Source organism: Agarilytica rhodophyticola, assembly GCF_002157225.2.
Lineage (GTDB): Bacteria > Pseudomonadota > Gammaproteobacteria > Pseudomonadales > Cellvibrionaceae > Agarilytica > Agarilytica rhodophyticola.
The window spans coordinates 5,224,311-5,241,460 of sequence record NZ_CP020038.1 but is presented as its reverse complement, the minus strand read 5'-3'; the positions used below and the strand labels follow the sequence as shown (position 1 = coordinate 5,241,460).

The 17,150-nt window shown below is 45.0% G+C and carries 12 protein-coding genes and 5 tRNA genes; all 17 read left to right on the top strand.

Annotation, left to right across the window (positions count from 1 at the left end; all coding sequences use genetic code 11):
• Positions 1 to 3 precede the first annotated feature (3 nt).
• Positions 4 to 1,002: a bifunctional biotin--[acetyl-CoA-carboxylase] ligase/biotin operon repressor BirA gene (birA, locus tag BVC89_RS21825; RefSeq protein ID WP_245929187.1), complete on the top strand. Its 999-nt coding sequence runs from the start codon at positions 4 to 6 to the stop codon at positions 1,000 to 1,002.
• Entirely contained in the window at positions 999 to 1,721 is a 723-nt protein-coding gene (locus tag BVC89_RS21820; RefSeq protein ID WP_086933232.1) for a type III pantothenate kinase, read from the top strand. Before birA ends, BVC89_RS21820 begins: the two co-directional genes overlap by 4 nt.
• A gap of 74 nt (positions 1,722 to 1,795) precedes the next feature.
• The gene (locus BVC89_RS21815; RefSeq protein WP_086933231.1) at positions 1,796 to 2,527 is read left to right on the top strand and encodes an SPOR domain-containing protein; all 732 of its coding nucleotides are present in this window, start codon (positions 1,796 to 1,798) and stop codon (positions 2,525 to 2,527) included.
• A 59-nt stretch (positions 2,528 to 2,586) separates the two neighbouring features.
• Positions 2,587 to 2,662, top strand: a tRNA-Thr gene (locus BVC89_RS21810).
• Between the two features lie 126 nt (positions 2,663 to 2,788).
• Positions 2,789 to 2,872 (top strand) — tRNA-Tyr (locus tag BVC89_RS21805).
• Between the two features lie 225 nt (positions 2,873 to 3,097).
• A tRNA-Gly gene (locus tag BVC89_RS21800) sits at positions 3,098 to 3,171 on the top strand.
• Positions 3,172 to 3,184: 13 nt separating this feature from the next.
• Positions 3,185 to 3,260 (top strand) — tRNA-Thr (locus BVC89_RS21795).
• Positions 3,261 to 3,314: 54 nt separating this feature from the next.
• Complete coding sequence (gene tuf, locus BVC89_RS21790) at positions 3,315 to 4,538, top strand: elongation factor Tu (RefSeq protein ID WP_086933207.1); 1,224 nt, start codon at positions 3,315 to 3,317, stop codon at positions 4,536 to 4,538.
• Between the two features lie 72 nt (positions 4,539 to 4,610).
• Positions 4,611 to 4,686 (top strand) — tRNA-Trp (locus tag BVC89_RS21785).
• A gap of 38 nt (positions 4,687 to 4,724) precedes the next feature.
• A complete protein-coding gene (gene secE / locus BVC89_RS21780; protein ID WP_086933230.1) occupies positions 4,725 to 5,096 on the top strand; it encodes a preprotein translocase subunit SecE in 372 nt (123 codons plus the stop codon).
• Positions 5,097 to 5,171: 75 nt separating this feature from the next.
• Positions 5,172 to 5,705, top strand: a complete 534-nt coding sequence (gene nusG, locus BVC89_RS21775; protein WP_086933229.1) for a transcription termination/antitermination protein NusG — start codon at positions 5,172 to 5,174, stop codon at positions 5,703 to 5,705.
• Between the two features lie 164 nt (positions 5,706 to 5,869).
• A complete protein-coding gene (rplK, locus tag BVC89_RS21770) occupies positions 5,870 to 6,301 on the top strand; it encodes a 50S ribosomal protein L11 (protein WP_086933228.1) in 432 nt (143 codons plus the stop codon).
• The gene (gene rplA, locus BVC89_RS21765) at positions 6,302 to 6,997 is read left to right on the top strand and encodes a 50S ribosomal protein L1 (protein WP_086933227.1); all 696 of its coding nucleotides are present in this window, start codon (positions 6,302 to 6,304) and stop codon (positions 6,995 to 6,997) included.
• A 299-nt stretch (positions 6,998 to 7,296) separates the two neighbouring features.
• Positions 7,297 to 7,827, top strand: a complete 531-nt coding sequence (gene rplJ, locus BVC89_RS21760) for a 50S ribosomal protein L10 (RefSeq protein WP_086933226.1) — start codon at positions 7,297 to 7,299, stop codon at positions 7,825 to 7,827.
• A gap of 137 nt (positions 7,828 to 7,964) precedes the next feature.
• Complete coding sequence (rplL, locus tag BVC89_RS21755; protein WP_086933225.1) at positions 7,965 to 8,342, top strand: 50S ribosomal protein L7/L12; 378 nt, start codon at positions 7,965 to 7,967, stop codon at positions 8,340 to 8,342.
• 246 nt (positions 8,343 to 8,588) lie between these two features.
• On the top strand, positions 8,589 to 12,674 hold the full coding sequence (gene rpoB / locus BVC89_RS21750) for a DNA-directed RNA polymerase subunit beta (protein WP_086933224.1): 4,086 nt from the start codon (positions 8,589 to 8,591) through the stop codon (positions 12,672 to 12,674).
• 81 nt (positions 12,675 to 12,755) lie between these two features.
• Positions 12,756 to 16,973 (top strand): DNA-directed RNA polymerase subunit beta', encoded by a 4,218-nt coding sequence (rpoC, locus tag BVC89_RS21745; protein WP_086933223.1) that lies wholly within the window; start codon positions 12,756 to 12,758, stop codon positions 16,971 to 16,973.
• Positions 16,974 to 17,150 lie beyond the last annotated feature (177 nt).

The following is a 17,150-nucleotide window of genomic DNA, read 5'->3' as shown; positions in this document are numbered from 1 at the left end:
ATCATGATTAATGAATCGACCTTATCTTTGTTAAGGCTTATGTCTGATGGTAGTTTCCATTCTGGGGAGAGCCTAGGGGCATTATTGGGGATCAGTAGGGCAGCAGTTTGGAAAAATCTTCAGCAGCTTGCCGATATAGGTATTCAAGTTGAGAGTTCGCGAGGACTTGGATATTGTATTGCCGGTGGTCTTAGCCTTATCGATAAAAAAACATTGGCAAATTGTTTGCCGGATAATTTATTGCAACAACTGGATATGATTTCGGTATTGCCTGTGATCGACTCTACCAATAAATATCTTTTTGACCAGGTGAATGCAGATCAGAATACGGCGATTAAAAGTATTTGCTTAGCCGAAATGCAAACGGGTGGGCGCGGTCGGCGAGGGCGGGTATGGCAAAGCCCCTTTGCACGCAATCTATATCTGTCTATCGCGTGGCCGTTTGATAATGGTATCGCCGTTATGGAAGGCTTAAGTCTTGCTGTAGGGGTGGCTATCGCAGAAGCTTTAGAAGAACTAGGCTTGCCTGATACTTCCCTTAAATGGCCAAATGATATTCTATACAGTGGGGCCAAGCTTGGAGGAGTGCTCATAGAAATCGTCGGTGATATGAGTGGTCAGTGTCACGTGGTTGTCGGTGTTGGACTCAACGTTGCGATGCCAGAGCAGTTTATGTTGGACGTTGATCAAGCATGGACTGATATTAAGTCCTTACTGCCAGAAAACAATGAATTGCCTTCGCGCAGTGAAATTGCCGGGATAGTCTTAAAACACTTGTTAACTCTGTTGAGCGATTATCAAGACAAAGGTTTTGCGTTTTACCGCCAGCGCTGGCAGCGCAAAGGGGCATATTGTAACCAAGAAGTCTCTTTGGTAACGCCGTCAAAAGTTGTGACAGGAAAAATGCTAGGTGTATCTGAAACTGGGGCTGTTATATTGATGGTTGATAACACAGAAATGCATTTTGTCGGTGGTGAAATTAGTTTACGGGTAAACCAATGAGACTCTTATTAGATGCCGGTAACACACGTTGGAAATGGGCTATAGAAGAAAACTCCTCTCTTATTGATTGCGGTGTAATCAATTCTGCCAATATGCTCTCCCTCGAGCAAAAAATTGAAAATCTACCAACCAAAACCATTACATCGTTTGCCGTCTCTTCAGTTGTTGCAGAAAAAAATATAAGCATATCCCGATGGGGAGAAACGTATTTAGGTTTATCGCCATCCTTCGCTAAAGTGAAAAAGCATTACGGCGGTGTTACCGCTTCTTACGCGAATATCGATAACCTGGGTGTGGATCGATGGTTAGCAATGCTAGCTGCTTGGCAAAAGGTGCAAAGCGCCTGCCTTGTAGTGGATGCAGGTAGTGCTCTGACCGTGGATTGTATTGATCATTCTGGGCTGCATCAGGGAGGACTTATTGTGCCTGGTATAGCTATGATGAGACGAGCACTGTTCGAGAAAACCTCAGCTGTTAAGGTGGATGCTATTAATATTCACCATGACTGGAAATTGGGCTGCGATACCATTCCTTGCGTGGCTAACGGCTTGAGTGCGATGATAAAAGGGTTTATGGCAGAGCTGACGGCCAAAATGGAACCCGATACAAAAATCTTTGTGACCGGCGGTGACGCCTTTTCGGTCAAATCATTTTTGCCAGAGCACGCACAAATAAGTGAATATTTGGTTTTGGAGGGTTTAATGCAGACGGAATCTTAACTGGAATTGTAACCAGTTCTCATGTATTTCAGTTATTATTAACTACATCGTATTGATGTTTTGAGCTTAACTCTATGCGCTGGATATTTTTCTCTCTTAGTTTTCTTAATCTTCTAGCTTTTGCTTGGGGAATGCTTGTTACTCCTTCATCGTCTCGTCAACCTGCTACCAGTAGTAGCACTCCCAACCCCTACGCTAGTTTTCCTGAGCTTATTCTTTTGTCTGAGCTTAATAGTGACTCAAAAGGTGCTTCTTCGAGACTACCTAAAGCTTCTAGCTTGTCCGTACTTAGCAATAAAGCCCGTCGGGCAGAACAAAATAGTGGTAAGCCTTTTTGTGAGCTTGTCGGACCATTTAAATCCACTGAGGAAGCCAATAATTTTGTTGAACGTTTAAATGCGATCGAAATATCTAGTTCGGTAAGAGATATTGAGTTGCCTGCTGGGCCAGGTTATTGGGTATATCTTGAGCCACAATCAAGTCGACAGGAAGCACTCCGGTTACTCGGTGAGCTGCAGGCGAAGAGAATTGATAGTTATGTCATCCCTAAAGGAGAATTAGCCAATGGTATTTCTTTAGGCATGTTTAGCAAAAAATCATCATCTGACGTTCGAATAAAGCAAATTAGAGCACTCGGACTTGAACCAAAAATTGATGAGATCGAAAGGTCTTATCACGAGACCTGGGTCATGCTTGCACCCGGTGAAGGCGCAAAAATGAGCAGTTTGAGCTGGGAGCGAGCTATGGAAGGAATAAATATGCTCGAAAGAAGACAAAATTATTGTTTAGATGTTGCTTCCCAGTAAAACTTTCACTAGAATCCCGCCTCCACTTTGAGAGACACAACTAAAAAGTGGTTTGTAGAGCTGGTGTAGCTCAGTTGGTAGAGCAGCTGACTTGTAATCAGCCGGTCGGGGGTTCGACTCCTCTCACCAGCTCCATTTTTCTGCCGGGTCGCCAAAAGGCGACTTGTTCAGAAACTTACTCAGAAGGCCGATTGTTCTGAGTGGCTCGCAAAATTATGTGAGCATATGCAAGCAAGAGTTATTTAGTAAGTTAAAGTGCATGCAGGGGTTCCCGAGTGGCCAAAGGGATCAGACTGTAAATCTGACGCGCAAGCTTCGGTGGTTCGAATCCACCCCCCTGCACCATTAACTTTCAAGAATTGTTTTGTTAGCGCTTTAAGGCGCTAACCTAGAGTAGATCAAGTGTAAGTTCATAATACTGCATTATTTACTGTATCAGTAGCTAGTTGAATTAGTTGTCTACTTAGAAAATCTTTTATCAAGTGTGAAAGGCCTGTTAACTCTTATATGCTAGCAAGGCTTTTAGCGCTGGACTGAGCAATTGATCGTTGGTGTCTTGCTAGGCGTCTCGCGGGCATAGTTTAATGGTAGAACCTCAGCCTTCCAAGCTGATGATGCGGGTTCGATTCCCGCTGCCCGCTCCAATTGAAGATTTTTGCTCATATAGCTCAGTCGGTAGAGCACTTCCTTGGTAAGGAAGAGGTCACCGGTTCAAGTCCGGTTATGAGCTCCATTTTTAATGATCTTTTTTAGAATGTGAATAGTCCCAGTTGAGGAAACCATCGCAATGGCAAAGGAAAAATTTGAAAGAAACAAACCGCATGTAAACGTAGGCACGATAGGTCACGTTGACCACGGTAAAACAACATTAACAGCAGCCTTAACGCGCGTGTGTGCGGAAGTATGGGGCGGTGACGCCGTTGCCTTTGATGGTATCGATAATGCACCGGAAGAGCGTGAGCGCGGTATCACCATCGCGACGTCTCACGTTGAGTATGACTCGCCTACGCGTCACTACGCCCACGTTGACTGTCCAGGACACGCGGACTACGTGAAAAACATGATCACTGGTGCTGCTCAAATGGACGGTGCGATCTTAGTGTGTGGTTCTACGGATGGCCCTATGCCACAAACACGTGAGCACATCTTGTTGTCTCGTCAGGTAGGTGTACCTTACATTGTGGTGTTCTTGAACAAAGCAGACCTTCTAGCAGAAGACTGTGGCGGTGTAGACTCAGAAGAATACGCAGAGATGTTGGAATTGGTTGAAATGGAATTACGTGATCTTCTTTCTGAGTATGAATTCCCAGGAGACGACACGCCCATTATTGCGGGTTCTGCTTTGATGGCGTTGAACGGTCAAGACGACAACGAATTGGGTACATCAGCGGTTAAGAAGTTGGTTGAGACGTTGGATGAATACATTCCTGAGCCAGAGCGTGCGATCGACGGTGCTTTCATTATGCCTATCGAAGACGTGTTCTCGATCCAAGGTCGTGGAACGGTTGTGACAGGTCGTGTTGAGCGCGGTATTGTTAAAGTAGGTGAAGAAGTTGAAATTGTCGGTGTTAAAGAGACGACAAAGACGACTGTCACCGGTGTTGAAATGTTCCGTAAGTTACTTGACGAAGGCCGTGCAGGTGAGAACGTGGGTGTTCTGTTGCGTGGTACTAAGCGTGAAGAAGTAGAGCGTGGTCAAGTATTGGCGCATGTAGGTTCTATTACGCCTCACACGACTTTCGAAGGTGAAGTATACGTCTTGTCCAAAGATGAAGGTGGTCGTCATACGCCTTTCTTTAAAGGCTACCGTCCCCAGTTTTACTTCCGTACCACGGACGTAACCGGTGCTTGTGAATTACCAGAAGGCGTTGAGATGGTGATGCCAGGTGATAACATTCAAATGACAGTGACGTTGATCTGCCCAATTGCGATGGACGAAGGTTTGCGTTTTGCGATTCGTGAAGGTGGTCGTACTGTAGGTGCAGGTGTTGTAGCAAAAATTATTGCATAATAATTAGGTTTACTTCTACAAAGGTTGGCTGTATCCTCCGCCAACCTTTTTGTTTATTTAGAAGTTTGTTATAGGCCAGTAGTTCAATTGGTAGAGCGTCGGTCTCCAAAACCGAAAGTTGGGGGTTCGAGTCCCTCCTGGCCTGCCATATTTATAGATGTAAGTGTTAATACCTAGAGATTGCACATGAATGCAAAAACAGAAGCAGTAGAATTTCGTTTAGACGGGCTTAAATGGCTTGTCATTATTGCGCTTATAATAGGCGGTGCGGTAGCGAATTCTTATTATTCAGCAGAGTTTCCGGTATTATACCGTGTTTTAGCTCTGGTGGCTGTTGGTGGCGTTGCTTGTTTTATTGCGATCAATACAGCTAAAGGCTACTCATTTTGGGAGTTGCTCAAAGCTGCTCAAATAGAAATTCGCAAAGTTGTTTGGCCAACACGTCAAGAAACTATCCAGACTACATTAATAGTTGTTGCCGTTGTTTTTGTTGCAGCCCTTATATTATGGGGACTGGATGCATTCTTTGGCTATCTCGCATCTATGATAATCGGTTAACTGTAATAAATTGGTTAACTGGGATAATTGGCTAAACAAGATAATTGGTTAAGCGATTTTAAGGAGGCGTAATCGATGGCAAAACGTTGGTATGTGGTTCACGCCTATTCTGGCTACGAAAAAAAAGTTGCCTCAGCGCTTAAAGAGCGTATAGAACTTCATGGAATGCAAGATAGTTTTGGCGAAGTCTTGGTTCCCACAGAAGAAGTTGTAGAGATAAAAGGCGGCCAAAAGCGTAAGTCTGAAAGAAAGTTCTTTCCCGGCTATGTTCTTGTAGAAATGGACTTAACCGACGATAGCTGGCATTTAGTAAAAGAAACTCCGCGAGTGATGGGTTTTATAGGTGGTAAAGCAGATAAACCTGCACCTATTACTAAGAAAGAAGCCGATTTAATTTTACAAAGAGTCGATGATTCGGCTGAGAAGCCCACGCCTAAAACCTTGTTTGAACCTGGTGAGATGGTGCGAGTTACCGATGGGCCATTTAACGACTTCAACGGTGTTGTTGAAGAAGTAAATTATGAAAAGAGCCGCCTACAAGTTGCAGTTCTTATTTTTGGGCGTTCAACGCCTGTTGAGCTAGAATTTAGTCAGGTAGAGAAGACTTAAGAAATTTTCAGCTAAAATAAATTTTACCTTCTTCTGATTTTCGGAAGAGGGTTTTTCGCGTCTTATCAAAAGCCTGTCGCTTTTATAAGACATTAAGGGGAGCCTAAGACAAGCAACTGCCATTGCTTAGAGGCGCTAATTACCCATTATATAGAGGAAACAAAATGGCTAAAAAGATAGAAGCTTATATCAAGCTGCAAGTTGCAGCTGGTCAAGCAAACCCAAGCCCACCTGTTGGTCCAGCACTTGGTCAACATGGTGTTAACATCATGGAATTCTGTAAAGCGTTTAACGCTCAGACTCAAAGCCTTGAGCCTGGCGCACCCGTACCAGTTGTTATATCAGTTTATAGTGACAGAAGCTTTACATTTGAGACAAAAACTCCACCTGCTGCATTTTTATTGCGCAAGGCAGCAAAAATTAAGAGTGGTAGCGGTCGTCCTAATACTGAAAAAGTTGGCAAAGTTACTCGTGAGCAATTAGAAGAAATTGCACAGGTGAAAATGCCTGATTTAACTGCTTCCGATATGGATGCAGCGGTTCGTACTATTGCTGGATCTGCTCGCAGTGCCGGTATCGAAGTGGAGGGCGTGTAAATGGCTAAGTTAAGCAAACGCCAGAAGGCGATCCGTGAAAAAGTTGACGCAACTAAGCAATATGCCATTAGTGATGCTGTCGCTTTATTGAAAGAACTGTCAAAAGTTAAGTTTTCCGAAACTGTTGATGCCGCTATTAACTTAGGTATCGACCCTCGAAAATCAGATCAAAATGTTCGTGGCGCAACAAGCTTACCTCACGGTACAGGTAAGGAAGTTCGCGTTGCTGTTTTCAGTTCTGGTGCTAATGCCGACGCCGCTAAAGAAGCTGGTGCAGAATTTGTTGGTATGGACGAGCTGGCTGCCGAAGTTAAAGGTGGCATGATGGACTTTGACGTTGTTATTGCCGACCCAGCTGCCATGCGTGTTGTTGGTCAACTAGGTCAGGTTCTTGGTCCTCGTGGACTTATGCCAAACCCTAAAACTGGCACTGTAACACCTAATGTCGCTGAAGCTGTTAAAAATGCGAAAGCAGGTCAGGTGCGTTTCCGTGCCGATAAAGGCGGTATTGTTCATGGCGGCATTGGCAAAATATCCTTCGAAGCTTCTGCAATCAAAGAAAACTTGGAAGCATTAATTGTCGATTTGAAAAAAGCTAAGCCAGCATCTTCTAAGGGTGTTTACTTGAAGAAAGTTTCTTTAAGCACAACCATGGGGCCTGGTTTAACAATTGATTTATCATCTCTTGAAGCATAAAGCTTTATAGAGAATACAGACTTTGTGGTCTGTGTGTTTATCGGTAGTAGTATTTATTCAGATAAACCCATAGGTCGTCAAAGACCGTAGGTGCGATGGAGGTTGTTGTTTGCCAACGTTGCTTAATCAGAATATTTCAGCCTACGCAGACGGTGAGACCCGATTAGATTTTTAATTGGATTGCTGCACGGAAGCAGATTATCCCGAAGTTGCAGGAGCTCCTTTCGAGATCACCGAATTAAATGGTGAGTTTGTATTAACAAACTGACCGAAACTTAGAATCCAGGAGATAGAAATATATGGCTATTGGACTCGAGGACAAAAAAGCGATTGTCGCTGACGTTAACGAGACTGCAGCTAACGCGTTATCTCTGGTGATTGCCGACGCTCGTGGTGTGACAGTTGGCGCTATGGATGCATTGCGTAAGCAAGCCCGTGAAAACGGTGTAAGTTTGCGTGTCATTCGTAATACGCTTGCAAAGCGTGCTGTTCAGGGGACTGAATTTGAGTGTGTTACTGATGCACTTGTTGGCCCCAGCATTTTTGGATTTTCTATGGAAGATCCAGGTGCCGCAGCTCGTTTGTTCAAAGACTTTGCTAAAGAGCAAGAGAACTTTGAAGTTAAAGCTCTATCTGTTGGTGGAAAGCTACTTGAGTCATCGCAAATCGATGCCTTGGCGAAGCTTCCAACAAGAGAACAAGCGCTTGGTATGCTCGCTAGCGTCATGATCGCACCAGTCACCAAATTGGCTCGTACTCTTAACGAAGTACCTGCCAGCGTTACACGCGTTGTCGCGGCTGTTCGTGACCAAAAACAAGACGCAGCATAGTGATTGCTCACTAGTTGTTAGTCGCACGACTTCTGTGCCACTGCTTGGGATACCCCTTGAGTGGATTATAACAGAGTCGTAATACGCCATAGTTTGATGTGGTTAAACTTATTTTATATTTATTGGGAGATTGAGTAATGGCTCTATCTAAAGAAGAAATTTTAGATGCAATCGCTGAAATGTCTGTAATGGACGTTGTTGAACTTGTTTCAGCTATGGAAGAAAAATTCGGTGTTTCTGCCGCTGCTGCTGTTGCAGTTGCAGGCCCAGCTGCTGCTGCTGACGCTCCAGCTGCTGAAGAGAAAACTGATTTTGACGTAACTCTTACTGCTGTTGGCGATAAGAAAGTTAACGTTATTAAAGCTGTACGTAGCATCACAGGTCTTGGTCTTAAAGAAGCGAAAGCTCTTGTTGACGGTGCACCAAGTGTTGTTAAAGAAGCTCTTCCTAAAGACGACGCCGAAGCTGCTAAGAAAGAACTTGAAGAAGCTGGCGCATCTGTTGAGCTTAAGTAAGTTCAGACGAAATCCAAATAACTTATTTGGTAGTGGGCTGACGGTCTAGAGACCGTCGGCCTTTCTCCGTTTTTGGCAGTCTCATAGCAAAAACGGCTAGGTAAAGTTGTAAATAACTAGATATTAGATAATAGCTTTACCCAAAGATGTGTTGAGTAAATTAGGAAATTTATTACGACACAAATGCAGAAATTAGATAAATCTGTAAATTACTCATCCGTGAACAAGCTGAGGAATACAACACTAATGGCTTACTCATATACTGAGAAAAAACGCATCCGTAAGGATTTTGGCAAATTATCAGACGTAATGGATGTGCCATACTTACTGGCGATTCAATTAGATTCCTACAGAAAATTTACCCAAACTGGCACCGCTCTTGATGCGCGCGGTGATATTGGTTTGCATGCTGCATTCAAATCCGTATTTCCAATCAGTAGCTATTCTGGAAATGCAGCACTTGAATATGTAAGTTATACACTAGGTAAGCCTGTCTTTGATGTTAGCGAGTGTACTTTGCGCGGCACTACTTACGCAGCTCCCCTTAGAGTTCGCGTACGTTTAATTATCTACGATAAAGAATCGTCAACCAAAGCAATTAAAGATATTAAAGAGCAAGAAGTCTATATGGGTGAAATCCCATTGATGACTGAAAACGGAACATTTGTTATTAACGGTACTGAACGTGTTATCGTTTCCCAGTTGCACCGTTCTCCAGGCGTATTCTTTGAGCACGACAAAGGTAAGACTCATTCATCTGGTAAATTGCTCTACTCCGCACGTGTTATTCCTTACCGTGGTTCATGGCTAGACTTTGAATTCGATCCAAAAGATCTGGTATTTGTGCGTATCGATCGCAGACGTAAACTGCCTGCGACAATCTTGTTGCGCGCCTTAGGATATACCAATGAAGAAATTCTTAGCATGTTCTTCGATACCAGCAGCTTCGTATTCTCGCCTGACGGTGAAACTAAGCTGGAGCTTGTACCATCCCGCCTAAGAGGGGATGTGACTACTTTTGACGTTGTCGATAACGATGGTAATCTGATTGTCGAGCAAGGCCGTCGTATTACAGCGCGTCATATCAAGCAAATTGAAAAGCTAGGACTCACTCAGCTAAAAGTCCCTGGAGAATATCTCCATGGCCGTGCATTGGCTAAAGATGTAGTGGACGTTAATACTGGTGAGTTGCTGTTTGAATGTAACACTGAAATTACCGAAGAGACTGTCGAAGCATTACAAAATGCAGGTGTTTCGAGTATCGAAACTCTCTATACCAATGACTTAGACTGTGGCCCATTTGTTTCTGATACTTTGCGCAGCGACCCAACTAAAACTCAATTGGAAGCTTTAGTTGAAATTTATCGTATGATGCGTCCAGGTGAACCGCCTACTAAAGAATCTGCAGAAGGTCTGTTCCAAAATCTTTTCTTCTCTCAAGAGCGTTACGATCTCTCTGGCGTTGGTCGTATGAAATTCAACCGCCGCCTTGGCCGCGAAGAAGAGAAAGGCGAGGGTACTCTCTCTAACGAAGATATTGTTGATGTATTGCGCACTCTTATCGATATTCGTAACGGTAAAGGTGTTGTCGATGACATCGATCACTTAGGAAACCGTCGCGTACGTTCTGTTGGTGAGATGGCTGAAAACCAATTCCGCGTTGGTTTGGTTCGAGTTGAGCGCGCTGTTAAAGAACGTCTTTCTATGGCAGAGAGCGAAGGCTTGATGCCGCAAGACTTGATCAATGCTAAACCTGTTGCTGCCGCAGTAAAAGAATTTTTCGGCTCCAGTCAGCTGTCACAGTTTATGGATCAAAACAATCCACTGTCAGAAATCACCCATAAGCGTCGTGTTTCTGCATTGGGGCCAGGTGGTCTTACTCGTGAACGTGCAGGCTTTGAGGTACGTGACGTACATACAACTCACTACGGTCGTGTTTGTCCTATTGAAACACCTGAAGGGCCAAACATTGGTTTGATCAACTCATTGGCGACTTATGCCCGTACTAACAATTACGGCTTTATTGAAAGTCCTCATCGTAAGGTTGTCGATGGCAAAATTACTGATGAAATCGAATATTTGTCTGCTATCAATGAATCTCAATATGTGATTGCGCAGGCAACAGCAGCTACAGATGAGGAAGGCGCTCTAACAGAAGAGCTTGTTTCGGTTCGTTTCCAAAATGAGTTTACTTTAAAGCCAGCTGCTGATGTTCAGTATATGGACGTCTCTCCACGTCAGGTTGTATCTGTAGCGGCGTCATTAATTCCCTTCTTAGAGCACGATGATGCGAACCGTGCTTTGATGGGATCGAACATGCAACGTCAGGCAGTGCCTACCCTTAAGGCTCAAAAGCCCCTAGTTGGTACCGGTATTGAGCGCTATGTGGCCGCTGACTCAGGTGTTTGTGTGGTGGCTAAGCGTGGTGGCACTGTTGAGCGTGTTGACGCAGGCCGAATTGTTATTCGTGTTGCTGATGATGAAGTAGACGCAGGTGATGCAGGTGTTGATATTTACAACCTGACCAAATACACCCGTTCAAATCAGAATACATGTATCAATCAACGTCCTATCGTAAGAATGGGAGATGCTATTAAGCGCGGTGATATCCTCGCCGATGGCCCATCAGTTGATATGGGTGAGCTGGCTTTGGGTCAAAATATGCGTATCGCATTTATGACCTGGAACGGCTACAACTTTGAGGACTCGATCCTCGTTTCTGAAAGAGTTGTGCAAGAAGATCGCTTTACTACTATTCATATCCAGGAACTTACTTGTATTGCCCGTGATACCAAGCTTGGCAGTGAGGAAGTGACGGCGGATATTCCCAATGTGGGCGAAGGTGCACTTTCTAAACTGGATGAGTCAGGCATTGTTTATGTTGGTGCTGAAGTTGGTGCTGGCGATATCCTTGTGGGTAAAGTGACGCCTAAAGGCGAAACTCAGCTCACACCAGAAGAAAAACTTTTGCGTGCGATTTTTGGTGAAAAGGCGTCTGATGTAAAAGATACATCTTTGCGAGTTCCTTCCAGTGTTAAAGGTACCGTGATCGATGTGCAAGTATTTACTCGCGACGGTCTAGAAAAAGATGCTCGCTCACGTGAGATCGAAAAAGCCCAGCTCGATACCGTACGTAAAGATTTAAATGAAGAATATCGTATCGTTGAAGGTGCCACCTTTGAACGTTTGCGTGCAGCTTTGGTTGGCCAAGTGGCTGCCAGTGGCCGTGGCGTTGTTAAGGGTGAAGCTGTTACCGATGAAATGCTAGATGCTATCAGCTCTGATGATTGGTTCAAAATCCGCATGATGGATGATGGCCTTAATGATCAGTTGGATAGAGCTGAAGAGCAGCTTATCGAACGTCGTAAAGAGCTTGATGATCGCTTCGAAGATAAGAAGAGCAAGCTTGAAAGTGGCGATGATTTGGCGCCGGGTGTTCTTAAAATTGTTAAGGTCTACCTGGCTATTAAGCGTCGCATTCAGCCTGGTGATAAAATGGCTGGACGTCATGGTAACAAAGGGGTTATCTCGGTCATTATGCCGATTGAAGATATGCCTCACGATGAAAATGGCGAGCCAATCGATATCGTACTAAACCCGCTGGGTGTGCCTTCGCGGATGAACGTTGGTCAGATTTTGGAGACCCATCTCGGTTTAGCGGCGAAAGGTTTAGGTCGCAAGATTGATGAGATGGTGAAACAGCAGCGTGAAATTGCTGATGTTCGCGTTCTGCTAGATAAGATTTACAACCAAATTGGTGGTGCTCATCGCGTTGAGAAGCTCGATACTTTTAGTGATCAAGAGATTATCGAGCTGTGCAACAACCTCAGAGACGGCGTGCCTATGGCTACTCGTGTATTTGATGGTGCGAAGGAGAAAGACATCAAGCAGCTGTTAACGCTTGCTGACTTGCCCGATTCTGGTCAAATGAAATTATTCGATGGACGTACAGGTGACGAGTTCTCTCGCCCTGTGACTGTAGGCTATATGTACATGCTCAAACTCAACCACTTAGTGGATGACAAGATGCATGCCCGTTCTACAGGTTCATACAGCTTGGTAACCCAACAACCATTGGGTGGTAAAGCTCAGTTCGGTGGACAGCGTTTCGGAGAGATGGAGGTATGGGCACTAGAAGCTTATGGTGCTGCATATACGCTACAAGAAATGCTGACTGTTAAATCGGATGATGTTGGTGGACGTACTAAGATGTATAAAAACATCGTCGACGGCGACCACCGTATGGAGCCGGGAATGCCAGAATCCTTTAACGTATTAATTAAAGAGATTCGCTCACTCGGTATTAACATCGAATTTGATCAAGAAAAGTAAACACTTTTTAAAATCGGTGGTGGGCTAATAGTGACAATATCACGGCCCACTGTGCGATAAGCACCCACTGGAGGAAATACCTTGAAAGACCTGCTGAACTTATTAAAAAACCAAGGTAACACAGAAGAGTTTGACGGGATTCGCATTGGCTTAGCGTCTCCTGAAGTGATTCGATCTTGGTCTTATGGCGAAGTGAAAAAGCCAGAGACCATTAACTATCGAACCTTCAAACCTGAACGTGATGGTTTATTTTGTGCCAAGATTTTTGGCCCAATAAAAGATTACGAGTGCTTGTGCGGAAAGTACAAGCGTATGAAGCACCGCGGTATTGTGTGTGAGAAGTGTGGCGTAGAAGTCACCCTAGCCAAGGTTCGTCGTGAGCGTATGGGGCATATTGAACTTGCCTGTCCTGTTGCTCATATCTGGTTCTTGAAATCACTGCCAAGCCGTATTGGTTTGCTGCTTGATATGACTCTGCGTAGCATCGAACGTATTTTGTATTTCGAGTCATTTGTTGTTACTGATCCCGGTATGACAACCCTTGAGCGTGGTCAGTTGTTAACTGATGAGCAATACTTCGAGGCGATGGAAGAGTTTGGTGATGAGTTTGAAGCTAAGATGGGTGCAGAAGCTATCCAGGCTTTGGTGCAAGACATCGACTTAAACCGTGATGCTCAGGAAATTCGTGAAGAAATTCCTAATACTAATTCTGAAACTAAAATCAAGAAGCTTTCTAAGCGTCTTAAGTTATTAGAAGCGTTTATTCAATCGGGTAACCAACCTGAGTGGATGATCTTGGAAGCGCTGCCAGTGCTACCACCAGATTTACGACCTCTAGTACCTCTGGATGGCGGACGTTTTGCAACTTCAGACTTGAACGATCTTTACCGTCGAGTGATCAACCGTAACAACCGTTTGAAGCGTCTTCTCGATCTCAACGCACCTGACATCATCGTGCGCAACGAAAAGCGTATGTTGCAAGAAGCGGTGGATGCTCTGCTAGATAACGGTCGTCGCGGTCGTGCTATTACTGGTTCTAACAAACGTCCATTGAAATCTCTTGCTGACATGATCAAAGGTAAGCAAGGCCGTTTCCGTCAGAACCTTCTCGGTAAGCGTGTTGACTACTCCGGTCGTTCGGTAATTGTGACCGGGCCGACTTTGCGCCTACACCAGTGCGGTCTGCCCAAGAAAATGGCCCTTGAATTGTTCAAGCCGTTTATCTTTAGCAAATTAGAATTGCGTGGTTTAGCGACTACAATTAAAGCCGCTAAGAAGATGGTTGAGCGCGAAGAACCTGTAGTATGGGATATTCTCGACGAAGTGATTCGTGAGCATCCTGTATTACTCAACCGTGCTCCGACGCTTCACCGTCTGGGTATTCAGGCATTCGAGCCTGTGCTTATTGAAGGTAAGGCGATTCAACTTCATCCACTCGTATGTGCAGCTTATAACGCTGACTTCGATGGTGATCAGATGGCGGTGCACGTGCCTTTGACTATCGAGGCGCAGTTAGAAGCGCGTGCCTTGATGATGTCTACCAACAATATTCTCTCGCCCGCCAGTGGTGAACCTATTATCGTGCCTTCACAGGACGTTGTTCTCGGTCTTTACTGGTTAACACGTGAACGTGTTAACGATAAAGGTGAGGGCATGGTGTTCTCTGATGAGAACGAAGTTTCACGTGCCTATTATGCTAAGCAGGTAGGCTTGCAAGCGCGTATTAAAGTGCGCTTGCGTGAAAGTTCTATCCGCGAAGATGGGGAAACTGTTGATACTCGTAGCTTGGTAGAAACCACCGTTGGCCGTGTTTTATTGTACGGCATTGTGCCTAAAGGCATTCCCTTTAGCATGGTCGACCGACCAATGGTTAAGAAAGCCATCAATAACTGTATTAACTACTGTTACCGTATCGTAGGTTTGAAAGCGACGGTTATCTTCGCTGACCAACTTATGTATATGGGCTATGACTTTAGTACCCGTTCAGGTTCCTCTATCGGTGTTAACGACTTTGAGATTCCTGAGAGCAAAGCCGGCATTATCAATAGTGCTGAGACTGAAGTGAAAGAAATTGAGTCACAATACTCATCTGGTCTTGTGACCCAGGGCGAAAAGTACAACAAAGTTATCGATATCTGGTCCCGTGCTAACGAGCTGGTGGCTAAATCGATGATGGATGGAATTTCTAAAGAGAGCGTGATCAATAAAAACGGGGAAGAAGACGAACAGGAGTCCTTCAACTCTGTATTTATGTATGCTGACTCAGGTGCTCGTGGTTCGCCTGCACAGATTCGTCAGCTAGCGGGAATGCGTGGTCTGATGGCTCGTCCAGATGGCTCCATTATCGAGACACCCATCGTGGCGAATTTCCGTGAAGGTCTAAACGTACTTCAGTACTTTATTTCTACTCACGGTGCTCGTAAAGGTTTGGCGGATACGGCACTTAAAACGGCTAACTCCGGTTACCTGACTCGTCGTCTTGTGGACGTTGCACAAGATGTTGTTATCACAGAAATTGACTGTGGTACCGACGATGGCCTGAGCATGACACCTGTAATTGAAGGTGGTGACATTATCGAGTCTCTGGGTGATCGTATCTTGGGTCGTGTAGTTGCGCGAGATGTTATGAAAGCCAACAGCGATGAGATCGTTGTTCCTGCCGGTACCATCATCGACGAGAAATGGGTGGAAAGAATCGAAGCCTTGGGTATTGATGAGGTTATCGCTCGTTCACCTATTCACTGTCAGACTCGCTTCGGTATTTGTGCTCAGTGTTACGGACGTGATTTGGCCCGAGGCCATCGTGCTAACGTGGGTGAATCTGTCGGTGTTATCGCGGCGCAGTCAATTGGTGAGCCAGGTACACAGCTGACTATGCGTACTTTCCACATCGGTGGTGCGGCGAGTAGAGCGTCGGCGGCCGATAGTGTTGAAGTGAAGCAAGACGGTACTATTCGACTTCATAACATTAAAACGGTCGAGCGTGCTCAAGGTGGCCTTGTGGCTGTGTCTCGATCGGGTGAAATCGCAGTTGCTGATCCTGCCGGTCGTGAACGTGAGCGTTATAAGATTCCTTACGGTGCCGTTATTAGTGTTAAAGACGGCGATGAAGTGAGTGGCGGCAGTATTGTTGCTAAGTGGGATCCACATACTCACCCAATCGTAGCGGAAGTTGCTGGTAAAGCAGCCTTCACAGGAATGGAAGAAGGTCTGTCAATCCGTAAGAAAACTGATGAGCTCACGGGTTTGAGTTCTATCGAGATAATTGACCCTGCTGAACGTCCATTAGCCGGTAAAGATTTAAAACCTGCAGTGACTCTATTGGATGAGCAAGGTAATGAGCTGATTTTGGCTAACTCCAAGCAGCCAGCGCATTACTTATTACCTTCTAAGGCAATTTTGAGCTTGCGTGATGGTGATCAGGTTGCAGTGGGTGATATCGTGGCACGTATTCCTCAAGAGGGATCGAAAACAAGAGATATCACCGGTGGTCTGCCACGTGTTGCTGACCTGTTTGAAGCGCGTAAACCAAAAGAACCTTCTATTCTTGCAGAGATCTCAGGAACAGTATCTTTTGGTAAAGAGACAAAAGGTAAGCGTCGTCTGGTAATTACACCTACTAACGGTGAATTAATGCCTGATGGTTCTACACACTACGAAGTGCTAATTCCTAAGCATCGTCAATTGACCGTGTTTGAAGGGGAAGTGGTTGCCAAGGGTGAAGTTGTTTCTGATGGCCCAAGTAATCCTCATGATATTCTGCGCTTGAAAGGTGTTGAGGCGTTAGCTCGTTACATCATCAATGAAATTCAAGACGTGTACCGCTTACAAGGTGTGAAGATTAACGATAAGCATATTGAAGTTATCGTTCGTCAAATGCTGCGTAAAGCTGATATTACAGCCATGGGTGACTCTGAATTTATTAAGGGTGAACAGGTTGAATACAACAGTGTTCTAGAGTCGAACGAGAAGTTGCGTGCAGAAGGCAAGCAGCCTGCGCAGTTTGAGCGTCAGTTGCTTGGTATTACTAAAGCATCTTTGGTGACAGAGTCCTTTATCTCTGCCGCGTCTTTCCAGGAAACTACGCGAGTGCTTACTGAAGCTGCTGTTACCGGTAAGGTTGATAAGCTACGTGGTTTGAAGGAAAACGTGGTAGTAGGTCGATTGATTCCTGCTGGTACCGGCTTGGCTTATCACAGTGAGCGTCTACGTAAACGCGGTGATAATGATGCTGCTAAAGATGGTGTTAGTGCGGCAGAAGTTGAAGCAGCACTTACTGAAGCACTGAAATCTAGCTAATGAAAAAGGTGCCATCCGCTCGGGGTGGCACTTAAATGAAAGGTCGCTTTTTATAAGCTTCCTCTCATCAGAACTTTAAACCAATGGCAAAAAACCTTGCTATTGGCTTAAAAGTTGACGGCGGCGGACGGTATCTTTACAATGCGCCCCCCGCAGTTAGTCGGAACGGAAGGGTTT

Excerpts from the sequence above, each read along its gene's own strand:
- nusG (WP_086933229.1), top strand. The coding sequence starts at position 5,172 with ATGGCAAAACGTTGGTATGTGGTTCACGCCTATTCTGGCTACGAAAAA.
- tuf (WP_086933207.1), top strand. The coding sequence starts at position 3,315 with ATGGCAAAGGAAAAATTTGAAAGAAACAAACCGCATGTAAACGTAGGC.
- rplJ (WP_086933226.1), top strand. The coding sequence starts at position 7,297 with ATGGCTATTGGACTCGAGGACAAAAAAGCGATTGTCGCTGACGTTAAC.
- BVC89_RS21815 (WP_086933231.1), top strand. The coding sequence starts at position 1,796 with ATGCGCTGGATATTTTTCTCTCTTAGTTTTCTTAATCTTCTAGCTTTT.
- rplK (WP_086933228.1), top strand. The coding sequence starts at position 5,870 with ATGGCTAAAAAGATAGAAGCTTATATCAAGCTGCAAGTTGCAGCTGGT.
- rpoB (WP_086933224.1), top strand. The coding sequence starts at position 8,589 with ATGGCTTACTCATATACTGAGAAAAAACGCATCCGTAAGGATTTTGGC.
- rplA (WP_086933227.1), top strand. The coding sequence starts at position 6,302 with ATGGCTAAGTTAAGCAAACGCCAGAAGGCGATCCGTGAAAAAGTTGAC.
- birA (WP_245929187.1), top strand. The coding sequence starts at position 4 with ATGATTAATGAATCGACCTTATCTTTGTTAAGGCTTATGTCTGATGGT.
- rplL (WP_086933225.1), top strand. The coding sequence starts at position 7,965 with ATGGCTCTATCTAAAGAAGAAATTTTAGATGCAATCGCTGAAATGTCT.
- BVC89_RS21820 (WP_086933232.1), top strand. The coding sequence starts at position 999 with ATGAGACTCTTATTAGATGCCGGTAACACACGTTGGAAATGGGCTATA.
- secE (WP_086933230.1), top strand. The coding sequence starts at position 4,725 with ATGAATGCAAAAACAGAAGCAGTAGAATTTCGTTTAGACGGGCTTAAA.